This window comes from Salmonella sp. SAL4457 (assembly GCF_046548235.1).
Classification (GTDB): domain Bacteria; phylum Pseudomonadota; class Gammaproteobacteria; order Enterobacterales; family Enterobacteriaceae; genus Salmonella; species Salmonella enterica.
Map to the genome: position 1 here is coordinate 578,414 of NZ_JBGDZO010000001.1, position 21,182 is coordinate 599,595.

Below are 21,182 nucleotides of genomic sequence, written 5' to 3' on the forward strand. Positions count from 1 at the left end.
CTGACTTCGATGCCTGTTGTACACTGAGCGCAAGTCGCGTTATTTAATCAAGGTGGGAGTCGTGGAATTGTTGTCTGAATATGGCTTATTTTTGGCAAAAATCGTCACCGTTGTGGTGGCCATTGCCGTCATTGTGCTGCTGATCGTGAATGCTACGCAACGCAAACGTCAGCGCGGCGAGCTGCGCGTGACCAATTTGAGCGAGCAGTATCAGGAGATGAAGGATGACCTTGCTGCGGCGTTGATGGATGGCCATCAGCAAAAACTGTGGCATAAAGCGCAGAAAAAAAAGCATAAGCAGGAGGCGAAAGCCGCCAAAGCAAAAGCGAAGCTGGGGGACATTGCGACATCGGACAAACCGCGCGTATGGGTGATAGATTTCAAAGGCAGTATGGACGCTCACGAAGTTAATGCGTTACGCGAAGAGGTCACGGCGGTGCTGGCAGTGGCGAAACCCGGCGATCGGGCGGTTGTGCGTCTGGAAAGCCCCGGTGGCGTTGTGCACGGCTATGGCCTGGCGGCATCGCAATTGCAGCGCCTGCGCGATAAAAATATTCCGCTGACCGTGACGGTGGATAAAGTCGCGGCAAGCGGAGGCTACATGATGGCCTGCGTGGCGGAAAAAATTATCGCGGCGCCGTTCGCTATTGTGGGGTCAATTGGTGTTGTCGCGCAAATTCCGAACTTTAACCGCTTTCTCAAAAGTAAAGACATTGATATTGAACTGCATACCGCAGGGCAGTACAAACGTACCCTGACCTTGTTAGGCGAGAATACGGAAGAAGGGCGGCAGAAGTTTCGTGAAGATCTCAACGAAACGCATCATCTGTTCAAAGAGTTTGTGCAGCGGATGCGTCCGGCTCTGGACATTGAACAGGTCGCCACGGGCGAACACTGGTACGGTCAGCAGGCGCTGGAGAAGGGACTGGTTGATGAGATTAACACCAGCGATGAGGTTATCCTCGGCCTGATGGAAGGGCGCGAGGTGCTGAATGTGCGCTATATGCAGCGTAAAAAACTGATCGATCGTGTTACCGGCAGCGCGGCGGAAAGCGCGGATCGGCTGCTGCTGCGCTGGTGGCAGCGTGGACAAAAGCCGTTGATGTAAACCGCTATTGCCGGATGGCATTCAGCGCCATCCGGCATGGATTAATCAACCAGGTGATACTTCTCAGACAGCACATGCGCCAGGTGTTTAAACATGTTAAACACCGCGGTGCTTTTAGGGGTCGGTAACCCTTGCTCGTCTAAAAAGTAATCGCCGCTGAAAACCAGCACGCCATTTCTCTGCGTTACGCCGGTGGCGACAATACCTGCCATCGTGTCTTCATGTTCCCGAATAATTTTGTTGGCTTCAAGCAACAGTGTTTCGCGATCGATAGGTTGCGTCTCTTTATGCATTTTTTACTCCTTAAACAAGGAGATTAGTCTACGCTGAGCACTTCTGATGGGCAAATATTCTCACAGGAAATTGATGGATTTGTCATGTTGCGTTCACTGGCAAGATTTGTTTTTGCATGCTAATAAAGTTGCGTATCGAATTTTATCAGGTACAGTGTGACGCTTTCGTCAATCTGGCAACAGAATTGCTTGACATTCGACCAAAATTCCGTCGTGCTATAGCGCGTGTGTGCAAAAAAGCCTGTTAACTCAGTCACCTGAGGGTTACATTTCGTACACAAAGCCAGTACAAGGGGTTGATATCCGCAGACGCAGAGACCATATATCGTTGTCTCGTCGCCAGTGGAAGGTGAATCAACGTGCGACGCATTCCTGGAAGAATCAACTTAGGTAAAGGTGAATATGGGTAAAGCTCTTGTCATCGTTGAGTCCCCGGCAAAAGCCAAAACGATCAACAAGTATCTGGGTAATGACTACGTGGTGAAATCCAGCGTGGGTCATATCCGTGATTTGCCGACCAGTGGCTCAGCAGCTAAAAAGAGCGCCGACTCTACCTCCACCAAAACGGCTAAAAAGCCCAAAAAGGATGAACGTGGCGCTCTCGTCAACCGTATGGGGGTTGACCCGTGGCACAACTGGGATGCGCACTATGAAGTGCTGCCCGGTAAAGAGAAGGTCGTCTCTGAACTGAAACAGTTGGCGGAAAAAGCCGACCACATCTATCTCGCAACCGACCTTGACCGCGAAGGGGAAGCCATTGCATGGCACCTGCGGGAAGTGATCGGCGGCGATGACGCGCGCTACAGTCGCGTAGTCTTTAACGAAATAACCAAAAATGCCATTCGCCAGGCGTTTGAACAGCCGGGCGAGCTGAACATTAACAGGGTCAACGCCCAGCAAGCGCGCCGCTTTATGGATCGCGTGGTAGGCTATATGGTCTCGCCGCTGCTGTGGAAAAAGATCGCCCGTGGTTTGTCGGCAGGTCGCGTTCAGTCTGTCGCGGTCCGTCTGGTCGTTGAACGCGAGCGCGAGATTAAAGCGTTTGTTCCGGAAGAGTTCTGGGAAATTGACGCTAATACGACGACGCCGTCTGGCGAGGCGCTACCGCTACAGGTCACGCATCAGAACGACAAGCCATTCCGTCCGGTAAATCGCGAGCAGACGCTTGCCGCCGTCAGCTTGTTGGAAAAAGCGCGCTATAGCGTACTGGAGCGTGAAGATAAACCGACCAGCAGCAAACCTGGCGCGCCGTTTATCACCTCCACGCTACAACAGGCGGCCAGCACCCGGCTGGGCTTTGGCGTGAAGAAAACCATGATGATGGCGCAGCGTCTGTATGAGGCGGGCTACATCACCTATATGCGTACAGACTCCACCAACCTGAGTCAGGATGCGGTCAACATGGTGCGCGGTTATATTGGCGATAATTTCGGCAAGAAATACCTGCCGGATAACCCGAACCAGTACGCCAGTAAAGAAAACTCTCAGGAAGCGCACGAAGCGATCCGTCCTTCCGACGTTGCAGTCATGGCGGAATCGCTGAAAGACATGGAGGCTGACGCGCAGAAGTTGTATCAGCTAATTTGGCGTCAGTTTGTCGCCTGTCAGATGACGCCAGCACAATATGACTCCACTACGCTTACCGTTGGCGCAGGCGAATTCCGTCTGAAAGCGCGTGGGCGTATTTTGCGCTTTGACGGCTGGACAAAAGTGATGCCGGCGCTGCGTAAAGGCGATGAAGATCGCACATTGCCTGCCGTGAATAAGGGCGATGCGCTGACGCTACTTGAATTGACGCCTGCTCAGCACTTTACTAAACCGCCAGCCCGTTTCAGCGAGGCTTCTCTGGTTAAAGAACTTGAGAAGCGCGGTATTGGTCGTCCGTCTACCTATGCGTCGATTATCTCGACCATTCAGGATCGCGGCTATGTTCGCGTTGAAAACCGTCGCTTCTATGCGGAAAAAATGGGTGAAATCGTCACCGACCGGCTGGAAGAAAACTTCCGCGAATTGATGAACTACGATTTTACCGCGCAGATGGAAGATAGTCTGGATCAGGTTGCGAATCACCAGGCCGAGTGGAAAGCGGTACTGGATAACTTCTTCAGCGATTTTACTCAGCAGCTCGATAAAGCCGAGAAAGATCCGGAAGAAGGGGGGATGCGTCCTAACCAGATGGTGCTGACCAGCATCGACTGTCCAACCTGTGGCCGTAAAATGGGAATTCGTACTGCCAGTACGGGAGTTTTCCTTGGGTGTTCAGGTTATGCGCTTTCGCCGAAAGAGCGTTGTAAAACGACCATTAACTTGGTGCCGGAAAATGAAGTTCTGAACGTGCTGGAGGGCGACGACGCCGAAACCAACGCCCTGCGCGCCAAGCGTCGCTGTCAGAAGTGCGGTACGGCGATGGACAGCTATCTGATCGATCCGAAGCGTAAATTGCATGTGTGTGGTAATAACCCGACCTGTGACGGCTACGAGATTGAAGAAGGCGAGTTCCGCATCAAAGGGTATGACGGCCCGATCGTTGAGTGTGAGAAATGTGGTTCCGAAATGCACCTGAAAATGGGGCGTTTTGGTAAGTACATGGCCTGTACGAACGACGAATGTAAAAATACCCGTAAGATCTTGCGTAACGGCGAAGTTGCGCCGCCGAAGGAAGATCCTGTTCCATTACCGGAACTGCCGTGTGAAAAATCGGACGCGTACTTTGTGCTGCGCGATGGCGCCGCAGGGATATTCCTGGCGGCCAATACGTTCCCGAAATCACGCGAAACGCGCGCGCCATTAGTCGAGGAGCTTTACCGGTTCCGCGATCGCCTGCCGGAAAAACTGCGTTATCTGGCGGATGCGCCGCAGCAGGACCCGGAAGGTAATAAAACCGTTGTTCGCTTTAGCCGCAAAACAAAACAGCAGTACGTTGCGGCGGAAAAAGACGGGAAGGCGACGGGATGGTCAGCGTTCTTCGTCGACGGCAAGTGGGTTGAAGGCAAGAAATAACCCCTGTCTGTCGCCACCGTAGTCAAGCGGGCCGCGTAAGCGGCCCTTTTTTATATCCCCTTCATACCTCAAGTTGCTTATGTGTTGGCTACGGATTACCCGGCCCATCCATGGGCCTCGCCCTGACGGGCCGTCGCACGCGACGTTCAAATCTGCTCCCGGCTGATTTGTCGCTCACCCCAGTCCCCTGGTTATCTATGCTCCAGGGAACTCACTCGCTTGTTGCCTTTAATCACTCGAATTATTTTGGGTATAGCGGGCTTATTATTTTATCGCGCTGGCTATACAGTTCAGATATAAATGATATAGTGGTTATAGTTAACATCTTTTTTATTATTAAATCGTATTAGCAGCCCAATGATGTCTGCAGATAAACGATGGCCTGATGGCGCTAATCTGGATGATGTATTATGAAATTGCAGCAGCTTCGTTACATTGTTGAAGTGGTTAATCATAACCTTAACGTCTCCTCTACCGCTGAGGGGTTGTATACTTCCCAGCCGGGGATCAGCAAGCAGGTTCGGATGCTGGAAGATGAGCTTGGCATCCAGATTTTCGCCCGCAGCGGTAAGCATCTGACTCAGGTGACGCCCGCAGGCCAGGAGATTATTCGTATTGCGCGTGAGGTGCTTTCCAAAGTCGATGCCATTAAGTCGGTCGCCGGCGAGCATACCTGGCCGGATAAAGGCTCGCTCTATATTGCCACTACCCATACTCAGGCGCGTTACGCATTGCCAGGCGTGATTAAAGGCTTCATCGAGCGTTACCCGCGCGTTTCGCTGCATATGCACCAGGGGTCGCCAACGCAGATTGCGGAAGCGGTATCGAAAGGGAACGCCGATTTCGCGATTGCCACGGAAGCGCTGCATTTATATGACGATCTGGTGATGTTGCCATGCTATCACTGGAACCGTTCGATAGTGGTGACGCCGGATCATCCATTGGCGGCAACGTCTTCCGTAACGATTGAAGCGCTGGCGCAGTATCCGCTGGTGACGTATACCTTCGGCTTTACCGGGCGTTCCGAACTGGATACCGCTTTTAATCGCGCAGGGTTAACGCCGCGGATCGTCTTTACTGCAACCGATGCGGATGTGATTAAAACGTATGTCAGGTTGGGCCTGGGCGTTGGCGTCATTGCCAGCATGGCGGTCGATCCGCTTACCGATCCTGATTTAGTGCGGATTGACGCGCACGATATTTTTAGCCACAGCACCACAAAAATTGGTTTTCGCCGTAGTACTTTTTTACGCAGCTATATGTACGATTTTATCCAGCGTTTTGCGCCACATCTGACGCGTGACGTGGTGGATACGGCGGTGGCGTTGCGTTCTAATGAAGAAATTGAAGCGATGTTTCAGGATATAAAGCTGCCTGAAAAGTAATAGCACCGTCGGTTTGTGTCGTAGTGGCATGGCAGACAAAGCCGCCTTTTGCAATATCCCTCGAAGTATTACGGGTAATGATCAGCAAAATAGTGTTGAATTACCCGTCCCGCCAGTTTCTTTTTCCAAATAGTTATCTTGAGTCAAAAGATTGATTTATTCACTGGCAACGATTCGTAAATTGACTGGATTTTTGACTAAAGTTTATTTAGGATTTGTCTCATCTGATGATTAATTGTACCGATTGTTTGGTGCTGAAATGATAAGTGATACCGATAGCATGAGGTTAGTAATGCCTTCTGAAAACCAGGAACCGCGCCGCGACCCTGAGCTCAAACGTAAAGCATGGCTGGCGGTTTTTGTGGGTTCAGCGTTGTTCTGGGTAGTGGTAGCGCTTGTTATCTGGCATTGGTGGGGCTAAGTGAGCATTACGTCGGAACGCGAGCGCGTGGTCGCGCCCCCGATTCAACCTTGTGACGATGATAACACCCAGGATACGACCGTTTTCCGGTCTGTTCCGCAGCACTGGACGCTCACACCGCAGCAGCGGGCATTTATTGATGCTTTTGCTGATGAGGTGTCACAAAAATAATATCCGTCTTTTTATTGGCGTTATTGTTTTATTAACGCTGTCTTATTACACCGCAGCAACCGTGTGCTGAGCGCCTCTCAGTATTGATTAAACACAGTTGGTGTCGCCTATGTTAACGTCAAATATAAAGTATTGGTCATGGACTGGCGCGTTTATATTATCGCTACTGTTCTGGGCCGAGTTAATCTGGATTGCCGTCTAATCTCGTCAAAGCCCGATAATGCGTTATTTATCGGGCTTTTTCATCTTCGCTCCTCGCCTGTTAGGTTTCTCCTCTTTTAGCAATTTGGGTTGTTATCAAAACGTTACATTTTGTTTGTGTTATCTTTAATACAACCCTGTGGAGAATCAGGGTAACGCAACCCTGTCATTTAAGGAGGAGCTATGTCGTCAACCCTACGAGAAGCCAGTAAGGATACATTGCAGGCCAAAGATAAAACGTATCATTACTACAGTCTGCCGCTGGCTGCCAAATCCCTGGGCGATATCGCCCGTTTGCCCAAATCACTTAAAGTGTTACTGGAAAACCTGTTGCGCTGGCAGGACGGCGAGTCTGTGACTGATGAAGATATTCAGGCGCTGGCCGGTTGGCTTAAAAATGCCCATGCCGATCGTGAAATTGCCTGGCGGCCCGCCCGTGTCCTGATGCAGGACTTTACCGGCGTGCCTGCCGTTGTCGACCTGGCGGCGATGCGTGAAGCCGTTAAACGCCTCGGCGGCGATACGTCGAAAGTGAACCCGTTATCGCCGGTTGATCTGGTTATTGACCACTCTGTGACGGTCGATCATTTCGGCGATGACGATGCGTTTGAAGAAAACGTGCGGCTGGAAATGGAACGTAACCATGAGCGTTATATGTTCCTGAAATGGGGAAAGCAGGCATTCAGCCGTTTCAGCGTGGTGCCGCCCGGCACCGGCATTTGCCATCAGGTTAACCTGGAATACCTGGGTAAAGCCGTCTGGAGCGAATTACAGGACGGGGAGTGGATTGCTTACCCGGACTCGCTGGTGGGGACTGACTCCCATACGACCATGATTAATGGTCTGGGCGTATTGGGGTGGGGCGTGGGTGGTATTGAAGCGGAAGCGGCGATGCTTGGTCAGCCCGTGTCGATGCTTATCCCGGATGTCGTCGGCTTTAAGTTAACCGGTAAACTTCGGGAGGGGATCACTGCCACTGACCTGGTGCTAACCGTCACGCAAATGCTGCGTAAGCATGGCGTCGTGGGTAAATTTGTTGAATTTTATGGTGACGGTCTGGATTCGCTGCCGTTGGCGGATCGCGCGACTATCGCTAATATGTCGCCGGAATATGGCGCCACCTGTGGTTTCTTCCCCATTGACGCCATCACCCTGGAATATATGCGATTAAGCGGACGTAGCGACGATCTGGTCGAGCTGGTTGAAACCTACGCGAAGGCGCAGGGAATGTGGCGTAATCCCGGTGACGAACCGGTATTTACCAGTACGCTGGAACTGGATATGGGCGATGTCGAGGCCAGCCTGGCCGGGCCGAAACGCCCGCAGGATCGCGTGGCGTTAGGCGATGTGCCGAAAGCCTTTGCCGCCAGCGCCGAGCTGGAGCTGAATACCGCGCAAAGAGATCGCCAGCCGGTTGACTATACGATGAACGGACAGCCATATCAGCTTCCGGATGGCGCTGTCGTCATTGCCGCCATCACCTCCTGTACGAATACCTCGAATCCCAGCGTGCTGATGGCGGCGGGATTACTGGCGAAAAAGGCAGTAACGCTGGGGTTGAAGCGTCAACCGTGGGTCAAGGCTTCTCTGGCGCCGGGGTCAAAAGTGGTATCTGACTATCTGGCGCAGGCCAAACTTACGCCTTATCTGGATGAGCTCGGTTTTAACCTGGTCGGCTATGGCTGTACGACCTGTATCGGGAACTCCGGTCCGTTGCCAGAGCCTATTGAGACCGCGATTAAAAAAGGCGATCTGACGGTAGGGGCCGTGCTTTCCGGTAACCGAAATTTTGAAGGGCGTATCCATCCGCTGGTGAAAACGAACTGGCTGGCGTCGCCGCCGCTGGTGGTCGCGTATGCGCTGGCCGGAAACATGAATATTAACCTCGCGATAGACCCGCTGGGGTACGATCGTAAAGGCGATCCGGTATACCTGAAGGATATCTGGCCTTCGGCGCAGGAAATTGCCCGCGCCGTTGAACTGGTATCATCGGATATGTTCCGTAAAGAGTATGCGGAAGTGTTTGAGGGCACGGAAGAATGGAAATCGATTCAGGTTGAATCGTCCGATACCTACGGCTGGCAGTCGGATTCAACCTATATTCGCCTGTCGCCTTTCTTTGATGAAATGCAGGCCCAGCCTGCGCCAGTCAAAGATATCCACGGCGCGCGTATCCTGGCGATGCTGGGGGATTCGGTAACGACCGACCATATTTCTCCGGCCGGCAGTATCAAGCCGGACAGTCCCGCCGGACGTTATCTGCAAAACCACGGCGTTGAGCGGAAGGATTTTAACTCCTATGGATCACGGCGCGGCAACCATGAAGTGATGATGCGCGGTACGTTCGCCAATATTCGTATTCGCAACGAAATGCTGCCCGGCGTCGAAGGTGGCATGACGCGGCATTTGCCGGGTACGGAAGCGATGTCGATTTATGATGCCGCGATGCTCTACCAGCAGGAAAAAACGCCGCTGGCGGTAATTGCCGGGAAAGAGTATGGGTCGGGATCGAGCCGTGACTGGGCGGCAAAAGGTCCGCGGCTGTTAGGTATTCGCGTGGTGATCGCCGAGTCGTTCGAACGTATCCACCGCTCAAACGTGATTGGGATGGGGATCCTGCCGCTGGAGTTTCCACAGGGCGTAACGCGTAAAACGCTGGGACTGACCGGGGAAGAGGTGATTGATGTCGCGGATCTGCAAAACCTGCGCCCTGGCGCGACCATTCCGGTTATGTTAACGAGAGCGGACGGCAGCAAAGAAACGGTACCTTGTCGCTGTCGCATTGATACCGCCACCGAGCTGACTTACTACCAGAATGACGGCATATTGCACTATGTCATTAGAAATATGCTGAACTAAAGCCGTTTATCGGGCCTGCCGTAAACAGGCAGGCCCGCGCTTTAATACCGGTGGCTTACTTGCTTAGCAGGTGGCCCATTTTGGCCGCTTTAGTATCGAGATAATGCTCATTATTTGGATTACGACCCACAATGAGCGGAACGCGTTCCACGATATTAATTCCCGCCTCGGTCAGTATTTCGACTTTCTTCGGATTATTGGTCAGCAGGCGAACTTCATCCACGCCGAGTAATTTGAACATATCCGCGCACAGGGTGAAATCACGCTCATCGGCGGCAAAGCCGAGCTGATGATTGGCCTCCACCGTGTCATAGCCTTGATCCTGTAACGCATAAGCGCGAATTTTATTAAGCAGGCCGATATTGCGGCCTTCCTGACGGTGGTAAATCAGAATACCGCGTCCTTCTTCCGCAATATGCGTCAGCGCGGCTTCCAGTTGAAAACCACAGTCACAGCGCAGACTAAAAAGCGCGTCCCCGGTAAGACATTCGGAATGAACGCGAGCCAGTACCGGCGTTTTACCTGAAATATCGCCAAAAACCAGCGCGGCATGGTCGTGTCCGGTTGCCAGTTCTTCAAATCCCACCATCAGAAAGTCACCCAATGGGGTTGGCAGTTTGGCTTCTGCCACACGTTTAAGCTGCATGTATTTCTCCAGATTATGCTGACGCCTGCGGTGTCGTCGCCTGTTGGCTTGTATCCCGCTATTTTGCCATAAGGCGGCGGACATCACCTAATCACTACCACGTAATTGCTCAGGAATGGCACAAATTTGTCAATTTTCCAGTCCGGCGAGAATTTTCAGTTATGATTGTGATACTTACTTATAAAAGGAGCATCCATGCTTTCAATTGCGAGGCGCACCGCGGCAGGCGCCGCCCTGTTGCTTATCATGCCGCTTGCCGTATGGGTATCAGGCTGGCAGTGGCAGCCAGGACATCAGGTCTGGTGGCTAAAAACGCTATTCTGGATAACGGAAACCGTGACCAAACCCTGGGGCGTTATCACGCATGTGATTCTTTGTGGATGGTTCTTATGGTGCCTGCGATTTCGCCTGCGCGCCGCCATTATGCTGTTTGCGATCCTCGGCGGGGCGATTATCGTCGGGCAGGGCGTGAAGTCATGGGTAAAGGAGCGCGTACAGGAGCCGCGGCCATTTGTGGTCTGGCTTGAAAAAACGCACCATATTCCCGTCGATGAGTTCTACACTTTAAAGCGTACAGAACGCGGACATTTAGTGAAAGAACAGTTGGCCGGGCAACAGAACATCCCCGTTTTCCTGCGTCAGCACTGGCAAAAAGAGACGGGCTTTGCGTTTCCCTCCGGACACACCATGTTTGCAGCGAGCTGGGCGCTTTTGGCCGTGGGTCTGTTATGGCCGCGCAGACGGACTTTCACCATCGCGTTTTTGTTAGTCTGGGCGACCGGCGTAATGGGCAGCCGTTTGCTTCTGGGAATGCACTGGCCGCGGGATTTAGTGGTCGCCACGCTCATCTCCTGGCTATTAGTTACCCTGGCGACCTGGCTGGCGCAGCGAATTTGCGGGCCGCTTATGCCGCCTCGTGAAGAAGCGCAAGAAATTGCTGAACGCGAGCAGGAAAGCTGACAATGGTTGATTTTCTGACTATTGCCCTTAAATCATCTGATGGCGGGCGCATTTCCATTTCGCGCGAGGCGGGAAAATGGTAATTTAGAAGGCTGGATGCGGTAAGTTGGACACGATTTATTCGCGCAAACCACATAACGGGAAGTAATGTGAAATATTTACTCATTTTCTTACTGGTATTGGCGATTTTTGTTATTTCGGTGACGCTGGGCGCGCAGAATGATCAACAGGTGACGTTTAACTACCTGCTGGCGCAAGGGGAGTATCGTATCTCCACGTTGCTTGCTGTGTTGTTCGCCGTCGGTTTTGCGATTGGCTGGCTGATTTGCGGCCTGTTCTGGCTGCGGGTCCGCGTTTCCCTCGCCCGTGCTGAACGTAAAATTAAACGACTGGAAAACAAGCTCTCGCCAGCAACCGACGTTGCGGTCCCTGCCGATTCGTCGGTTGTTAAGGAATAATCATTTATGTTGGAGTTGTTATTTCTGCTGTTGCCTGTAGCCGCTGCCTATGGGTGGTATATGGGTCGCAGAAGTGCGCAACAAACAAAACAGGATGAAGCTAACCGCCTGTCGCGCGATTATGTCGCAGGGGTTAACTTCCTGCTGAGTAACCAACAAGATAAAGCGGTGGATCTGTTCCTCGATATGCTTAAAGAGGATACCGGCACCGTTGAGGCTCATCTCACTCTCGGTAATCTGTTTCGCTCACGCGGCGAAGTCGATCGCGCCATTCGTATTCATCAAACGCTCATGGAAAGCGCTTCATTGACCTATGAACAGCGTTTATTGGCTGTTCAGCAACTGGGGCGCGACTATATGGCCGCCGGTTTATATGACCGCGCGGAAGATATGTTTAACCAACTTACCGACGAAACGGAATTTCGCGTAGGCGCGTTACAGCAGCTCTTGCAAATCTATCAGCTAACCAGCGACTGGCAAAAGGCGATCGAAGTAGCAGAACGGCTGGTGAAACTGGGTAAAGATAAACAGCGTATCGAAATCGCCCACTTTTACTGTGAGTTAGCGTTACAGCAGATGGGCAACGACGACATGGATCGCGCGATGGCGTTGCTGAAAAAAGGTGCCGCCGCAGATAAAAATAGCGCCCGGGTGTCTATCATGATGGGTCGCGTTTATATGGCGAGAGGGGATTACGCCAAAGCGGTCGAAAGCTTGCAACGTGTGATCGTTCAGGATAAAGAGCTGGTCAGCGAAACGCTGGAGATGCTGCAAACCTGTTATCAACAGCTCGGTAAAAATGCCGAGTGGGCGGAGTTTTTACGCCGCGCCGTTGAGGAGAATACCGGTGCTGGCGCTGAGTTAATGCTTGCCGATATTCTGGAAGCGCGTGAAGGTAGTGACGCTGCTCAAGTCTATATCACGCGTCAGCTACAGCGACATCCTACCATGCGGGTGTTCCATAAGCTGATGGATTACCATCTCAACGAGGCGGAAGAAGGGCGAGCGAAAGAAAGCCTGATGGTACTGCGTGATATGGTTGGCGAGCAGGTGCGCAGTAAACCGCGGTATCGTTGTCAGAAATGCGGTTTTACCGCCTATACCTTGTACTGGCACTGTCCGTCCTGCCGGGCATGGTCGACCATTAAACCTATTCGCGGACTTGATGGGCAGTAGTATATAAAAAAAGCCTCGCTTTAGTTACAACATACTTAATGACATAAAACAAGAAACGACGCTGGCATCGGCGACCAGGGCTTATCAGGTTGTCAATCGAACCTGTTAATTTCCCTGCGCCGCAGGTAGAATGCACGCCGTTTATCCAATTTGCGCCACTTCCGGTGCCCATCATCAAGAAGGTCTGGTCATGACGTTTACTGCTTCATCTTCTTCCTGCGCTATTACTGAATCGCCTGTCGTTGTGGCGTTGGATTACCATGAACGCGATAAAGCCCTGGCGTTTGTCGATAAAATCGATCCTCGCGATTGTCGCTTAAAAGTGGGCAAAGAGATGTTCACGCTGTTTGGTCCACAACTCGTTCGGGATCTCCAGCAGCGTGGGTTTGATGTCTTTCTTGATCTAAAATTTCATGATATTCCCAACACCACGGCCCGGGCGGTCGCTGCAGCGGCAGACCTGGGCGTCTGGATGGTAAACGTTCATGCGTCTGGCGGGGCGAGAATGATGGCCGCAGCGCGCGACGCGCTGGCGCCATTCGGTAAAGATGCGCCGTTGCTCATTGCCGTGACCGTGTTGACCAGTATGGAAACCAGCGATCTGCGCGATCTGGGCGTGACGTTGTCACCGGCGGAACATGCGGAGCGGTTGGCGCGCCTGACGCAGCAATGCGGGCTGGATGGCGTGGTCTGTTCCGCTCAGGAAGCGGTCAGATTTAAACAGGTCTTTGGCGCTGCATTTAAGCTGGTGACGCCGGGCATTCGGCCCGCAGGCAGCGAGGCAGGCGACCAGCGACGCATTATGACGCCCGAACAGGCATTATCCGCTGGCGTCGACTATATGGTGATTGGCCGCCCGGTTACGCAATCGGTAGATCCGGCGCAAACGCTGAAGGATATTAACGCGTCACTGAAACGGGAGGCATAATGAGCGATTCCAATAGTCGTCTGGTTTATTCAACACAGACGGGGCGCATTGAAGAACCTAAAACGGCGCCGGTTCGTCCCAAAGGGGATGGTATCGTTCGCATTCAGCGTCAAACCAGTGGCCGTAAGGGTAAAGGCGTATGTTTGATTACCGGTATCGAGATGAATGATGCGGAATTAACCAAACTGGCGGCTGAACTGAAGAAAAAATGCGGCTGTGGCGGGGCAGTAAAAGAAGGGATTATTGAAATTCAGGGTGATAAACGCGACTTGATAAAATCATTGCTGGAAGCTAAAGGAATGAAAGTAAAATTAGCTGGCGGCTAATGAAAACGCCACGGTTGTAAATTACCGTGGCGTAAAAGTCAACTTTGTCTATTTTTGTAATCCAGACCTGAAAAGAATAAACGTATTATTTTGAGCCGTTCAATATTTAAACGTCTGGATTATTTTCCAACCTGGTGACCAATCACGCCGCCGACCGCCGCACCGCCCAGGGTGCCTAATGTACTGCCGTCCGTTAACACTGCGCCGCCTAACGCCCCCGCACCTGCGCCAATAGCCGTGTTGCGATCGCGCTTGGACCAGTTTGAGCAGGCGCTCAGAGACATTGCTACGGTGATTGCCAGCACAGCAGCGGCCATTTTTTTGCTCGTCATAAACATAATACTCTCTCCTGAATTAACGATTCACGGAATTAAGCTCACTATAACTATAGTTAAAATAAAACCTGTTAAGAGATTTTCCGTAAAACCTGATTGCGCAGGGGTATATCACGCAGGTGATAGTCACTTCCTGTTATTTCGCTAATATTAATTTTACGACGTTACGCTCGTTACAACAGGTAAATAGTCTTAATTGGGGTGTCAGAAAAGTCTTAGAGAGAGGATGATTTGCCATAGGGCAAACCATCGGGAAATATTTTAAACGGATGAGCCAATAACATTGACTAGCAGCCCCGCATGTTCTAACTGCATTTGATCGCTGGCGGAAATTTTGGAATCCGTAATGACACGATGGAAGCGAGAGAGCGGGCCCAGGGGATAGGGATGCACACAGCCAAATTTGGAGCTGTCGGTGAGGACAATCGCTTCTGAGCCTTTTTCCAGAACAGCGTTAACCACATCCGATCGCATCATATCGCGTCCGGTAAAGCCGGTATCAGCCTGCCAGCCATCAATACCGATAAATGCTTTGCTGAAATGCACTTGATGGATAAACTGTCGCGTCAACGGCCCTACCATGCTTTCACTTTTTTTCTGATAGATTCCACCGAGGAGAATGACTTCGCAAGGGGTTTCTTTCAGCAGATGCGCGATATAACTGCTCACGGTGATGATCGTGACATCTTTTTGTTCCGCCAGCGTCCGGGCCAATAGCGCATTGCTGCTGCCATTTTCAATAAAAACGGATTCCCCTGGACTGACCAGCGAGGCGGCGAACTCCGCCAGTCGGCGTTTTAGCGTGTAGTTCGTCATCATGCGAGTCTCTACGTCATCGCTCTCAAGCGAAACGGCGAAACCGTGCGCACGGCGTAAATAGCTCTGCTTTTCCAGGGTATTCAGATCCTGACGAATCGTGACTTCAGATACGCCGGTAATTTTCGCCAGTTCAGCAACGCTCATCTGGCCTTTATCAACCACCATTTGCAAAATTGATTGTTGTCGGGAGTTCATAGTATTAATTTTATTCGTTAAGAGGAGTCACAGACAGTCAGAGAGCCGGGAAGGGCTAACGGCCATCCCGGACAAATAATCGCTATCAGATTTCCCAGGGCGACCCGGGAGCCTGGGATGGCGAGATACCGTCTTTAACCTGATCTAACAGCTCTGCTCTCAATATTTCAAGGTTATTGATGGCCGAGTGGTAATCGCCAGCAACAAGGATATCCAGCACGGTATCAATGCGTGCGGCAATTCGTTGTGCTTCGATATCAGACATGTTTGTCATCCTTAATGTCAGAAAAGGTTTCAATTCATGATGCAGAAATTAATCTGAAAAGAGAAGGGAAAAATAGGGCTATGCCTGTCTGCACAGGCTGTTCTCCCTATTATCGCCGCCATTAACGCATTTTTTTCGTCTGATAACGTTTGTACCAGCGTTCAAAAGAAACGGCGGGCATAGGTTTGGCGAATAAAAAGCCCTGTCGTTCATTGACGCCGTTTTTTGTCAGGAAGGCATCTTCTTTAGCATTTTCTACGCCTTCGGCAATCACTTGTAAATTTAGCGCCTGAGCCACCGCGACAATCGCCCGAACCAGAGATTGCGACAGCGGTTGCTTATGGATATCTCTGACGAAAGCCTGATCCAGTTTAACGGCATCAATAGGGAACCGGGCGAGTTGAGAAAGCGAAGAATACCCGGTGCCAAAATCATCCAGATGAATCTGAGCGCCGAGCTGACTAAATTGCTGGATAACCGATAGCGCCAGCGTGTCGTTTTCAATCAGGCAGCTTTCCGTTAGCTCGACATCGATCGGGCAATACTCAAAATTCAGATCGTACAAAGCCTGTTTGAGCGCAGTAAAAAGCGTCTGGTCGGCCAGTTGTCGCGCCGAAAAGTTAACGGCTACGCGCAAGTTAATCCCCTTATCGCGCCATTTCGCAATCTGGCGAACCACATCCAGAATCACCCAGCGGCCCAGCGGGACGATGAGTCCTGACTCTTCGGCGTATGAGATGAACTCCAGCGGCGGAATTAATCCGCGTTCCGGCGATTGCCAGCGTACCAGCGCTTCCAGGCTACGTACTTCGCCGCGCCAGGTAATTTTGGGCTGATAGTGAATAAGTAACTGGTCGTTTTCCAGCGCTTTTCGCAGGTTTGTATCCAGCCAGTGATAGTCAAATACGCGCTGATTCATTTCCGGCGAAAAAACGCAGAACTGACCGCGGCCGCCTTCTTTGGCGTTATACATTGCGGTGTCGGCAGTGCGAATGAGACTTTCGCTGTCCTGTCCGTGCCGGGGGGCCAACGAAATGCCAATGGCGCATCCCGTGTAAACTTCAATGAGTCCAATACGAAAAGGTTGTCGCAGACGGGTAAGGATTCGTGAGGCTACTGCTTCCAGCGCGGCCTGAGACGTATGGGCAGCGAGGACAATGAATTCATCTCCCCCCAGTCTGGCCAGCAATTGATCTTCCTCCAGACAACTCAACAGCGCCAGCGAAACGGCCTGTAAGAGCTGATCGCCAAACATATGCCCATAGGCGTCATTAATTTTCTTGAAGTTATCCAGATCGAGATAAACGATACCCACCTGCGACTCGCCAGCCGAGGCAATAGCATGATTAATAAATTCATGAATAGCATTGCGATTGGGCAGGCCGGTGACGGTGTCTGTATTCGCCAGTATGCGTAAACGCTCCTGAGCCCGCCTTTCTTCGGTGATATCCGTGCCTGCGCAGATCAGGAAAATTTCGTTTTTTCCGCTACCGTTATGGACAAATTTATTACGAAATAAGAACAGGCGTTGACCTTTACGAGTCTTTATCCAGCGTTCGATTTCATAGGCATTGCCATTGCGAAAAAAATTCTCAATGTAGTGCCGGGAGGCAACCGCCTCCCGGCGACTCATAAATAATTTAAAGACGCTTTGACCAATTACATCTCGCTCTTTTAAGCCCGTGTACTCTTCGCATAACCGATTAAATCGACAGATTTTTCCCCGACTATCCAGTATCGCAATGACTGAGTTGGCTTCTGATACGATTTGCTCGGCAAAAGAGAGCTCCTGCGCCTGCGTTGGCGCGACGGCAGGCGTATCAGGCCAGGTTGCCAGGCTGCCAGCCCATTCACGGTTATTAATCTTACGGCCTACCAGGTGCACAGCGGTAACCTGTTTTTCTATCAACAACGTTATCAGCAGACTGGACGTAATCGCCGTTATTTCCCGGATACGCCCGGCTTGTTCCGGCGATAGCTCGACCGTTTTTTCTGTATCCGTTTCACCTGTCGGGGAGAGATACAGCACGTTGCGGTCATCAGCCAGACGCCAGTGAGAGTGAAGGGGATTTAGCGCCGTTTGTTCCTGAATCTGTTTCATCATGCGTACCATCCCATTTAAGCGCCAGGTGCCCGAAAAGAAAGGTTAGCCATGTTATAAATAAGGGTAATTATGGCTGAACGTATTGTTTTATCTATGTATTCATATGTAATCCAGATTCTGGAAAAAGCATAGTCGCCAGCTAAAAATAACAAGAAATGAGGCGCTTGAATAAGATTAAACTTAGAGCATGACGGAAGGGAGAAGAAGAAAAGAAACGGCCTTTGCCTTCTCAGCAAAGGCCGTTGAGCGAGCTAAGCGTGGTTACGCTGCCGGTCGGGCAATAATGCTGCGGGTTTCCATGCGAACTTCCGCAATAGTGACATCAATGACATCCGTCACTTTATAAACCGTCTCACCTTTAATCTGTACCGTACCGTTTTCCTGGCTGCATACCAGTTCATCGCGAACGGCGTGCAGGAACGGGGCAGGGATAAAGGCGATAGCGCCGTTATCGACCAGTCGCACACGCATACCACCGCGGCTGACGTCAATAATTTCTGCCGCGAAACGGGTATTTGTCCCCGCCTTATCGTTAAGGAAGCGTGCATATAACCAGTCGCCGACATCGCGCTCCGCCATGCGGTTCAGGCGACGGCGTTCCGCCATTTGCTGGGTGATATCTTCCTGCGGACGCGCAATAGCCTCCCCCTTGATGACCGCTTTCAGCAGGCGATGGTTAATCATATCGCCATACTTACGGATGGGAGAGGTCCAGGTGGCATAAGCCTCAAGACCAAGACCGAAATGCGGCCCCGGCTCGGTGCTGATTTCCGCAAAAGACTGGAAGCGACGAATGCGGCTGTCAAGGAAACCGGAGGGCTGCGCATCCAGTTCGCGACGCAGTTTACAGAAGCCTTCCAGCGTCAGCACCTCTTCGGCATCGACATGCAGACCATGCGTTTTCAGCAGCGCGGCCAGCGCGTCGGCATTCGCGGGATCGAAGCCCGTATGTACGTTGTAAATACCGAAACCGAGCTTATCGCGCAGTACGCGCGCGGCGCAAAGGTTAGCGGCGATCATCGACTCTTCTACGATACGGTTAGCGATACGGCGCGGTTCCGCCACAATATCCAGTACTTCGCCTTTTTCGCCAAGCACAAAGCGGTAATCCGGGCGGTCTTTAAAAACTAACGCATGATGATGACGCCACTCACTGCGGCTTAGACAAATACGGTGCAACAGACGAATCTGCTGGGCAATGCCTTCGTTATCCGGCTGCCAGGTGCCGTTATTTTCCAGCCAGTCGGAGACATTGTCGTACGCCAGCTTGGCCTTCGATTCGATCGTGGCCGCAAAAAAGGCGATATCATCGTCAATGGTGCCGTCCGCGGCGATTATCATGCGACAGGCGAGCGCCGGACGCACTTCGTTGGCGCGCAGTGAGCACAGATCGTCAGACAGCTCACGTGGCAGCATAGGAATATTGAAGCCCGGCAGGTAGTTGGTGAAGGCGCGAATTTTCGCGGCGTTATCCAGCTTACTGCCTTCGGCAATCCAGGCGGTAGGATCGGCGATAGCCACCGTAAGCTGGAGTCTGCCGTCCGCTAATTCCTCAGCATAAAGCGCGTCATCCATATCTTCAGTGCTGGCGCTATCGATAGTGACGAAATTCAGCGCGGTCAGATCCTGACGCTCCAGCCCTTCGTCAAGCATCTCCGTCGCTACGCCGTTCGGCGCTTCTTTTTCCAGGTTGTGGCGGGCAAGCGTAACCCACCAGGGAACAAAGTGATCGTCGGCAAAGGTGATGTACTGCGTTAAATCGGCGTAAAACGAACGGTCGCCTTTAAGCGGATGGCGGCGCATTTCGGCAACCGCCCAGTCACCTTCTTTGAACTCATGCTGAACGCCGCGCGCGGCGCGGCAGGGAATCGCGTCTTTCAGCAACGGATGATCCGGCACGATGGACAGGCGGTCATTTTTACCCTGAACTTTTCCCACAAAACGCGTCAGGAACGGTTCGATCAGTTCTTCCGGCTCGGCAGACTCACGTTCTTTTTCCGTGTGGATGACCGCGACGATACGATCGCCATGCATCACTTTTTTCATCTGCGGCGGAGGAATGAAATAGCTTTTTTGCGCGTCAACCTCAAGGAAGCCAAAGCCTTTTTCCGTGGCTTTTACGACCCCTTCAGCGCGCGGCGTCTGGGAATGCAGTTGCTGTTTAAGCTGCGCTAGCAGCGGGTTGTCCTGAAACATATTCGTCTATTTTCGTAGCCAAAAGAGCGGCTGACAGTTTTACGCGATTCTGCCTGGCGCAGCAAGCGCTCTTTCAGTAATGGATGAGTTAATAGGTTTCGCCCAACGCGATTTTTAAACGATTTAACCATCCGCACACGCCGCACCAGCCTAACATATTAATGGCCTGCTCCGATGAAACTCCCCTGGTGAGTAGCGGGAAAAAATGCGCGGCGCTAAAGCGATCGGGCGCTCTGGTGAGCCATTGTATCGCCTGTGTCAGCGCAGGCTCAAGTTCCCAACGAGCGATGTCGTCGTCTTCCTGGCGTAACGTGATGACAGCGCGACGCCACGCGCCAGGTTGGGTTGCCTGTTCGTTAAAGCAGGCGGCGCTGCCGTTGATACGTGATGTGAGGAGCGTGATAAGTGGAAGTAAAGAAGGGAGCGACGCAGTGTGTAATGTGCTGGTCAGTATGCGTTCGAGTAACGCGAATGAAGACGGATCGCGCATGAGTACCGGCGCCATTATTTGGCATTGTGAAGACGAATATTGCCGCCGAACTTTGGTATGGGCGGGAGAATATTCTACCAGACTGGCGGCGGGCCGCCATATCGTCTGGGGGTTTTGAAACCGCGCGGCCCTGGCAAAGCGCTGCATCTCCTGGCCGGGCAGTTCGCGCACGGGCAGACGGCAAAACGCCTGAAATATCGCCGCTACCCGCGCCTGAAAACCGATAAACCCAATGATCTGATTGATGAGTACGGTATCCCGGGCGGTTAATCCCACCTCTGCAAGCTGTTCGCGGGCTCGCGTATTGATAACGGAGGGGGAGCCGGCAAGCTGACGAGCGTATTGCGTAATTTGCGCCAGCCGTTGATTGCTCTCTCTTGAGGCGTCAGGGCCAGGTAGCGGCGCCAGACGCGCGGCATAATGGCGGCACAAACGCTGAACCCCAAATACCTGAGCGGCGGTCAGCGCGGTGCTCATACGTTCATAGGTGCTAAACGTATGAAGCCGGTCGTTGAGAACCGTGCGGGGAAATAAGACATCCGCCAACTGGCGAGCGGGCTTTAACCATGACTCAAAAGGCGTCAACGCGGTTTCTGATACCGTTAAATCCAGTAAAAACGATCGTTAACATACGCGGCTTCCGGCATCAGCGAAAGCGGGGGTTGTGACGACATAGTGGATTGTGTTTCATGATACCAGTGGCTTTTACCCGCTTTTCGGCATTGTTCCATAGGGTTTCCCGAGGATGAAATGGCGATCGATAATGATTCGGCGTCGGATCGTTTATGCTGGATTATCCTGGCGTATGCGGGAAAGGGATGAAAGATTGTTAGGTGATAACAAATA

At 52.1% G+C, this 21,182-nt stretch carries 19 protein-coding genes and 1 pseudogene; 12 read left to right on the plus strand and 8 right to left on the minus strand.

Annotation, left to right across the window (positions count from 1 at the left end):
• The first annotated feature begins 61 nt into the window (after positions 1-61).
• Entirely contained in the window at positions 62-1,108 is a 1,047-nt protein-coding gene (gene sohB / locus ACLJNW_RS03060; protein WP_000422082.1) for a protease SohB, read from the plus strand.
• 41 nt (positions 1,109-1,149) lie between these two features.
• On the opposite strand, the gene ACLJNW_RS03065 is transcribed toward sohB, so the two are convergent.
• On the minus strand, positions 1,150-1,401 hold the full coding sequence (locus ACLJNW_RS03065; RefSeq protein ID WP_000548616.1) for a YciN family protein: 252 nt from the start codon (positions 1,399-1,401) through the stop codon (positions 1,150-1,152).
• Positions 1,402-1,803: 402 nt separating this feature from the next.
• Between ACLJNW_RS03065 and topA the strand changes: the two genes are divergently transcribed.
• The 6 genes from topA (at position 1,804) to acnA (ending at position 9,438) form a co-directional block, all read left to right on the plus strand.
• Complete coding sequence (topA, locus tag ACLJNW_RS03070; RefSeq protein WP_000513593.1) at positions 1,804-4,401, plus strand: type I DNA topoisomerase; 2,598 nt, start codon at positions 1,804-1,806, stop codon at positions 4,399-4,401.
• Between the two features lie 410 nt (positions 4,402-4,811).
• Positions 4,812-5,786 (plus strand): HTH-type transcriptional regulator CysB, encoded by a 975-nt coding sequence (gene cysB / locus ACLJNW_RS03075; RefSeq protein ID WP_000776234.1) that lies wholly within the window; start codon positions 4,812-4,814, stop codon positions 5,784-5,786.
• 280 nt (positions 5,787-6,066) lie between these two features.
• A complete protein-coding gene (locus ACLJNW_RS03080) occupies positions 6,067-6,207 on the plus strand; it encodes a YmiA family putative membrane protein (protein ID WP_213083417.1) in 141 nt (46 codons plus the stop codon).
• Positions 6,208-6,378 carry a hypothetical protein gene (locus tag ACLJNW_RS03085; RefSeq protein ID WP_000029023.1) on the plus strand — a complete coding sequence of 57 codons (171 nt, stop codon included), beginning with the start codon at positions 6,208-6,210 and terminating at the stop codon, positions 6,376-6,378.
• Positions 6,379-6,487: 109 nt separating this feature from the next.
• Positions 6,488-6,580 carry a small membrane protein YmiC gene (ymiC, locus tag ACLJNW_RS03090; protein WP_223148964.1) on the plus strand — a complete coding sequence of 31 codons (93 nt, stop codon included), beginning with the start codon at positions 6,488-6,490 and terminating at the stop codon, positions 6,578-6,580.
• Between the two features lie 182 nt (positions 6,581-6,762).
• On the plus strand, positions 6,763-9,438 hold the full coding sequence (gene acnA / locus ACLJNW_RS03095; protein ID WP_058663540.1) for an aconitate hydratase AcnA: 2,676 nt from the start codon (positions 6,763-6,765) through the stop codon (positions 9,436-9,438).
• A 55-nt stretch (positions 9,439-9,493) separates the two neighbouring features.
• Here acnA and ribA read toward each other — a convergent pair whose 3' ends face one another.
• Positions 9,494-10,084 (minus strand): GTP cyclohydrolase II, encoded by a 591-nt coding sequence (ribA, locus tag ACLJNW_RS03100; RefSeq protein ID WP_001176284.1) that lies wholly within the window; start codon positions 10,082-10,084, stop codon positions 9,494-9,496.
• A 195-nt stretch (positions 10,085-10,279) separates the two neighbouring features.
• On the opposite strand from ribA, the gene pgpB reads away from it, so the two are divergent.
• The 5 genes from pgpB to yciH all read left to right on the plus strand — a co-directional run bounded on the left by pgpB (position 10,280) and on the right by yciH (position 13,932).
• Complete coding sequence (gene pgpB, locus ACLJNW_RS03105) at positions 10,280-11,044, plus strand: phosphatidylglycerophosphatase B (RefSeq protein ID WP_000948651.1); 765 nt, start codon at positions 10,280-10,282, stop codon at positions 11,042-11,044.
• Between the two features lie 149 nt (positions 11,045-11,193).
• Complete coding sequence (locus ACLJNW_RS03110; RefSeq protein ID WP_000876301.1) at positions 11,194-11,502, plus strand: LapA family protein; 309 nt, start codon at positions 11,194-11,196, stop codon at positions 11,500-11,502.
• 6 nt (positions 11,503-11,508) lie between these two features.
• Positions 11,509-12,678 (plus strand): lipopolysaccharide assembly protein LapB, encoded by a 1,170-nt coding sequence (gene lapB / locus ACLJNW_RS03115; protein WP_000891378.1) that lies wholly within the window; start codon positions 11,509-11,511, stop codon positions 12,676-12,678.
• A 190-nt stretch (positions 12,679-12,868) separates the two neighbouring features.
• Complete coding sequence (pyrF, locus tag ACLJNW_RS03120) at positions 12,869-13,606, plus strand: orotidine-5'-phosphate decarboxylase (protein WP_001529407.1); 738 nt, start codon at positions 12,869-12,871, stop codon at positions 13,604-13,606.
• Positions 13,606-13,932 (plus strand): stress response translation initiation inhibitor YciH, encoded by a 327-nt coding sequence (gene yciH, locus ACLJNW_RS03125; RefSeq protein WP_001285199.1) that lies wholly within the window; start codon positions 13,606-13,608, stop codon positions 13,930-13,932. The genes pyrF and yciH overlap by 1 nt, the downstream gene beginning before the upstream one ends.
• 119 nt (positions 13,933-14,051) lie before the next feature.
• Here the strand turns inward: yciH and osmB are convergent, their stop codons facing one another.
• The 6 genes and pseudogenes from osmB to ACLJNW_RS03155 form a co-directional block, all read right to left on the minus strand.
• Positions 14,052-14,270 (minus strand): osmotically-inducible lipoprotein OsmB, encoded by a 219-nt coding sequence (osmB, locus tag ACLJNW_RS03130; protein ID WP_000481166.1) that lies wholly within the window; start codon positions 14,268-14,270, stop codon positions 14,052-14,054.
• 258 nt (positions 14,271-14,528) lie between these two features.
• On the minus strand, positions 14,529-15,281 hold the full coding sequence (locus ACLJNW_RS03135; RefSeq protein WP_001088593.1) for a DNA-binding transcriptional regulator YciT: 753 nt from the start codon (positions 15,279-15,281) through the stop codon (positions 14,529-14,531).
• Between the two features lie 85 nt (positions 15,282-15,366).
• Positions 15,367-15,546, minus strand: a complete 180-nt coding sequence (locus ACLJNW_RS03140; RefSeq protein WP_001279854.1) for a hypothetical protein — start codon at positions 15,544-15,546, stop codon at positions 15,367-15,369.
• Between the two features lie 121 nt (positions 15,547-15,667).
• Positions 15,668-17,650 carry a cyclic di-GMP phosphodiesterase gene (gene pdeR / locus ACLJNW_RS03145; protein ID WP_023204788.1) on the minus strand — a complete coding sequence of 661 codons (1,983 nt, stop codon included), beginning with the start codon at positions 17,648-17,650 and terminating at the stop codon, positions 15,668-15,670.
• Between the two features lie 261 nt (positions 17,651-17,911).
• Positions 17,912-19,846 carry an exoribonuclease II gene (locus ACLJNW_RS03150; protein ID WP_000485041.1) on the minus strand — a complete coding sequence of 645 codons (1,935 nt, stop codon included), beginning with the start codon at positions 19,844-19,846 and terminating at the stop codon, positions 17,912-17,914.
• A gap of 244 nt (positions 19,847-20,090) precedes the next feature.
• Positions 20,091-21,067: pseudogene (locus ACLJNW_RS03155) on the minus strand (CMD domain-containing protein); the annotation flags it as partial.
• Positions 21,068-21,182: the final 115 nt, after the last annotated feature.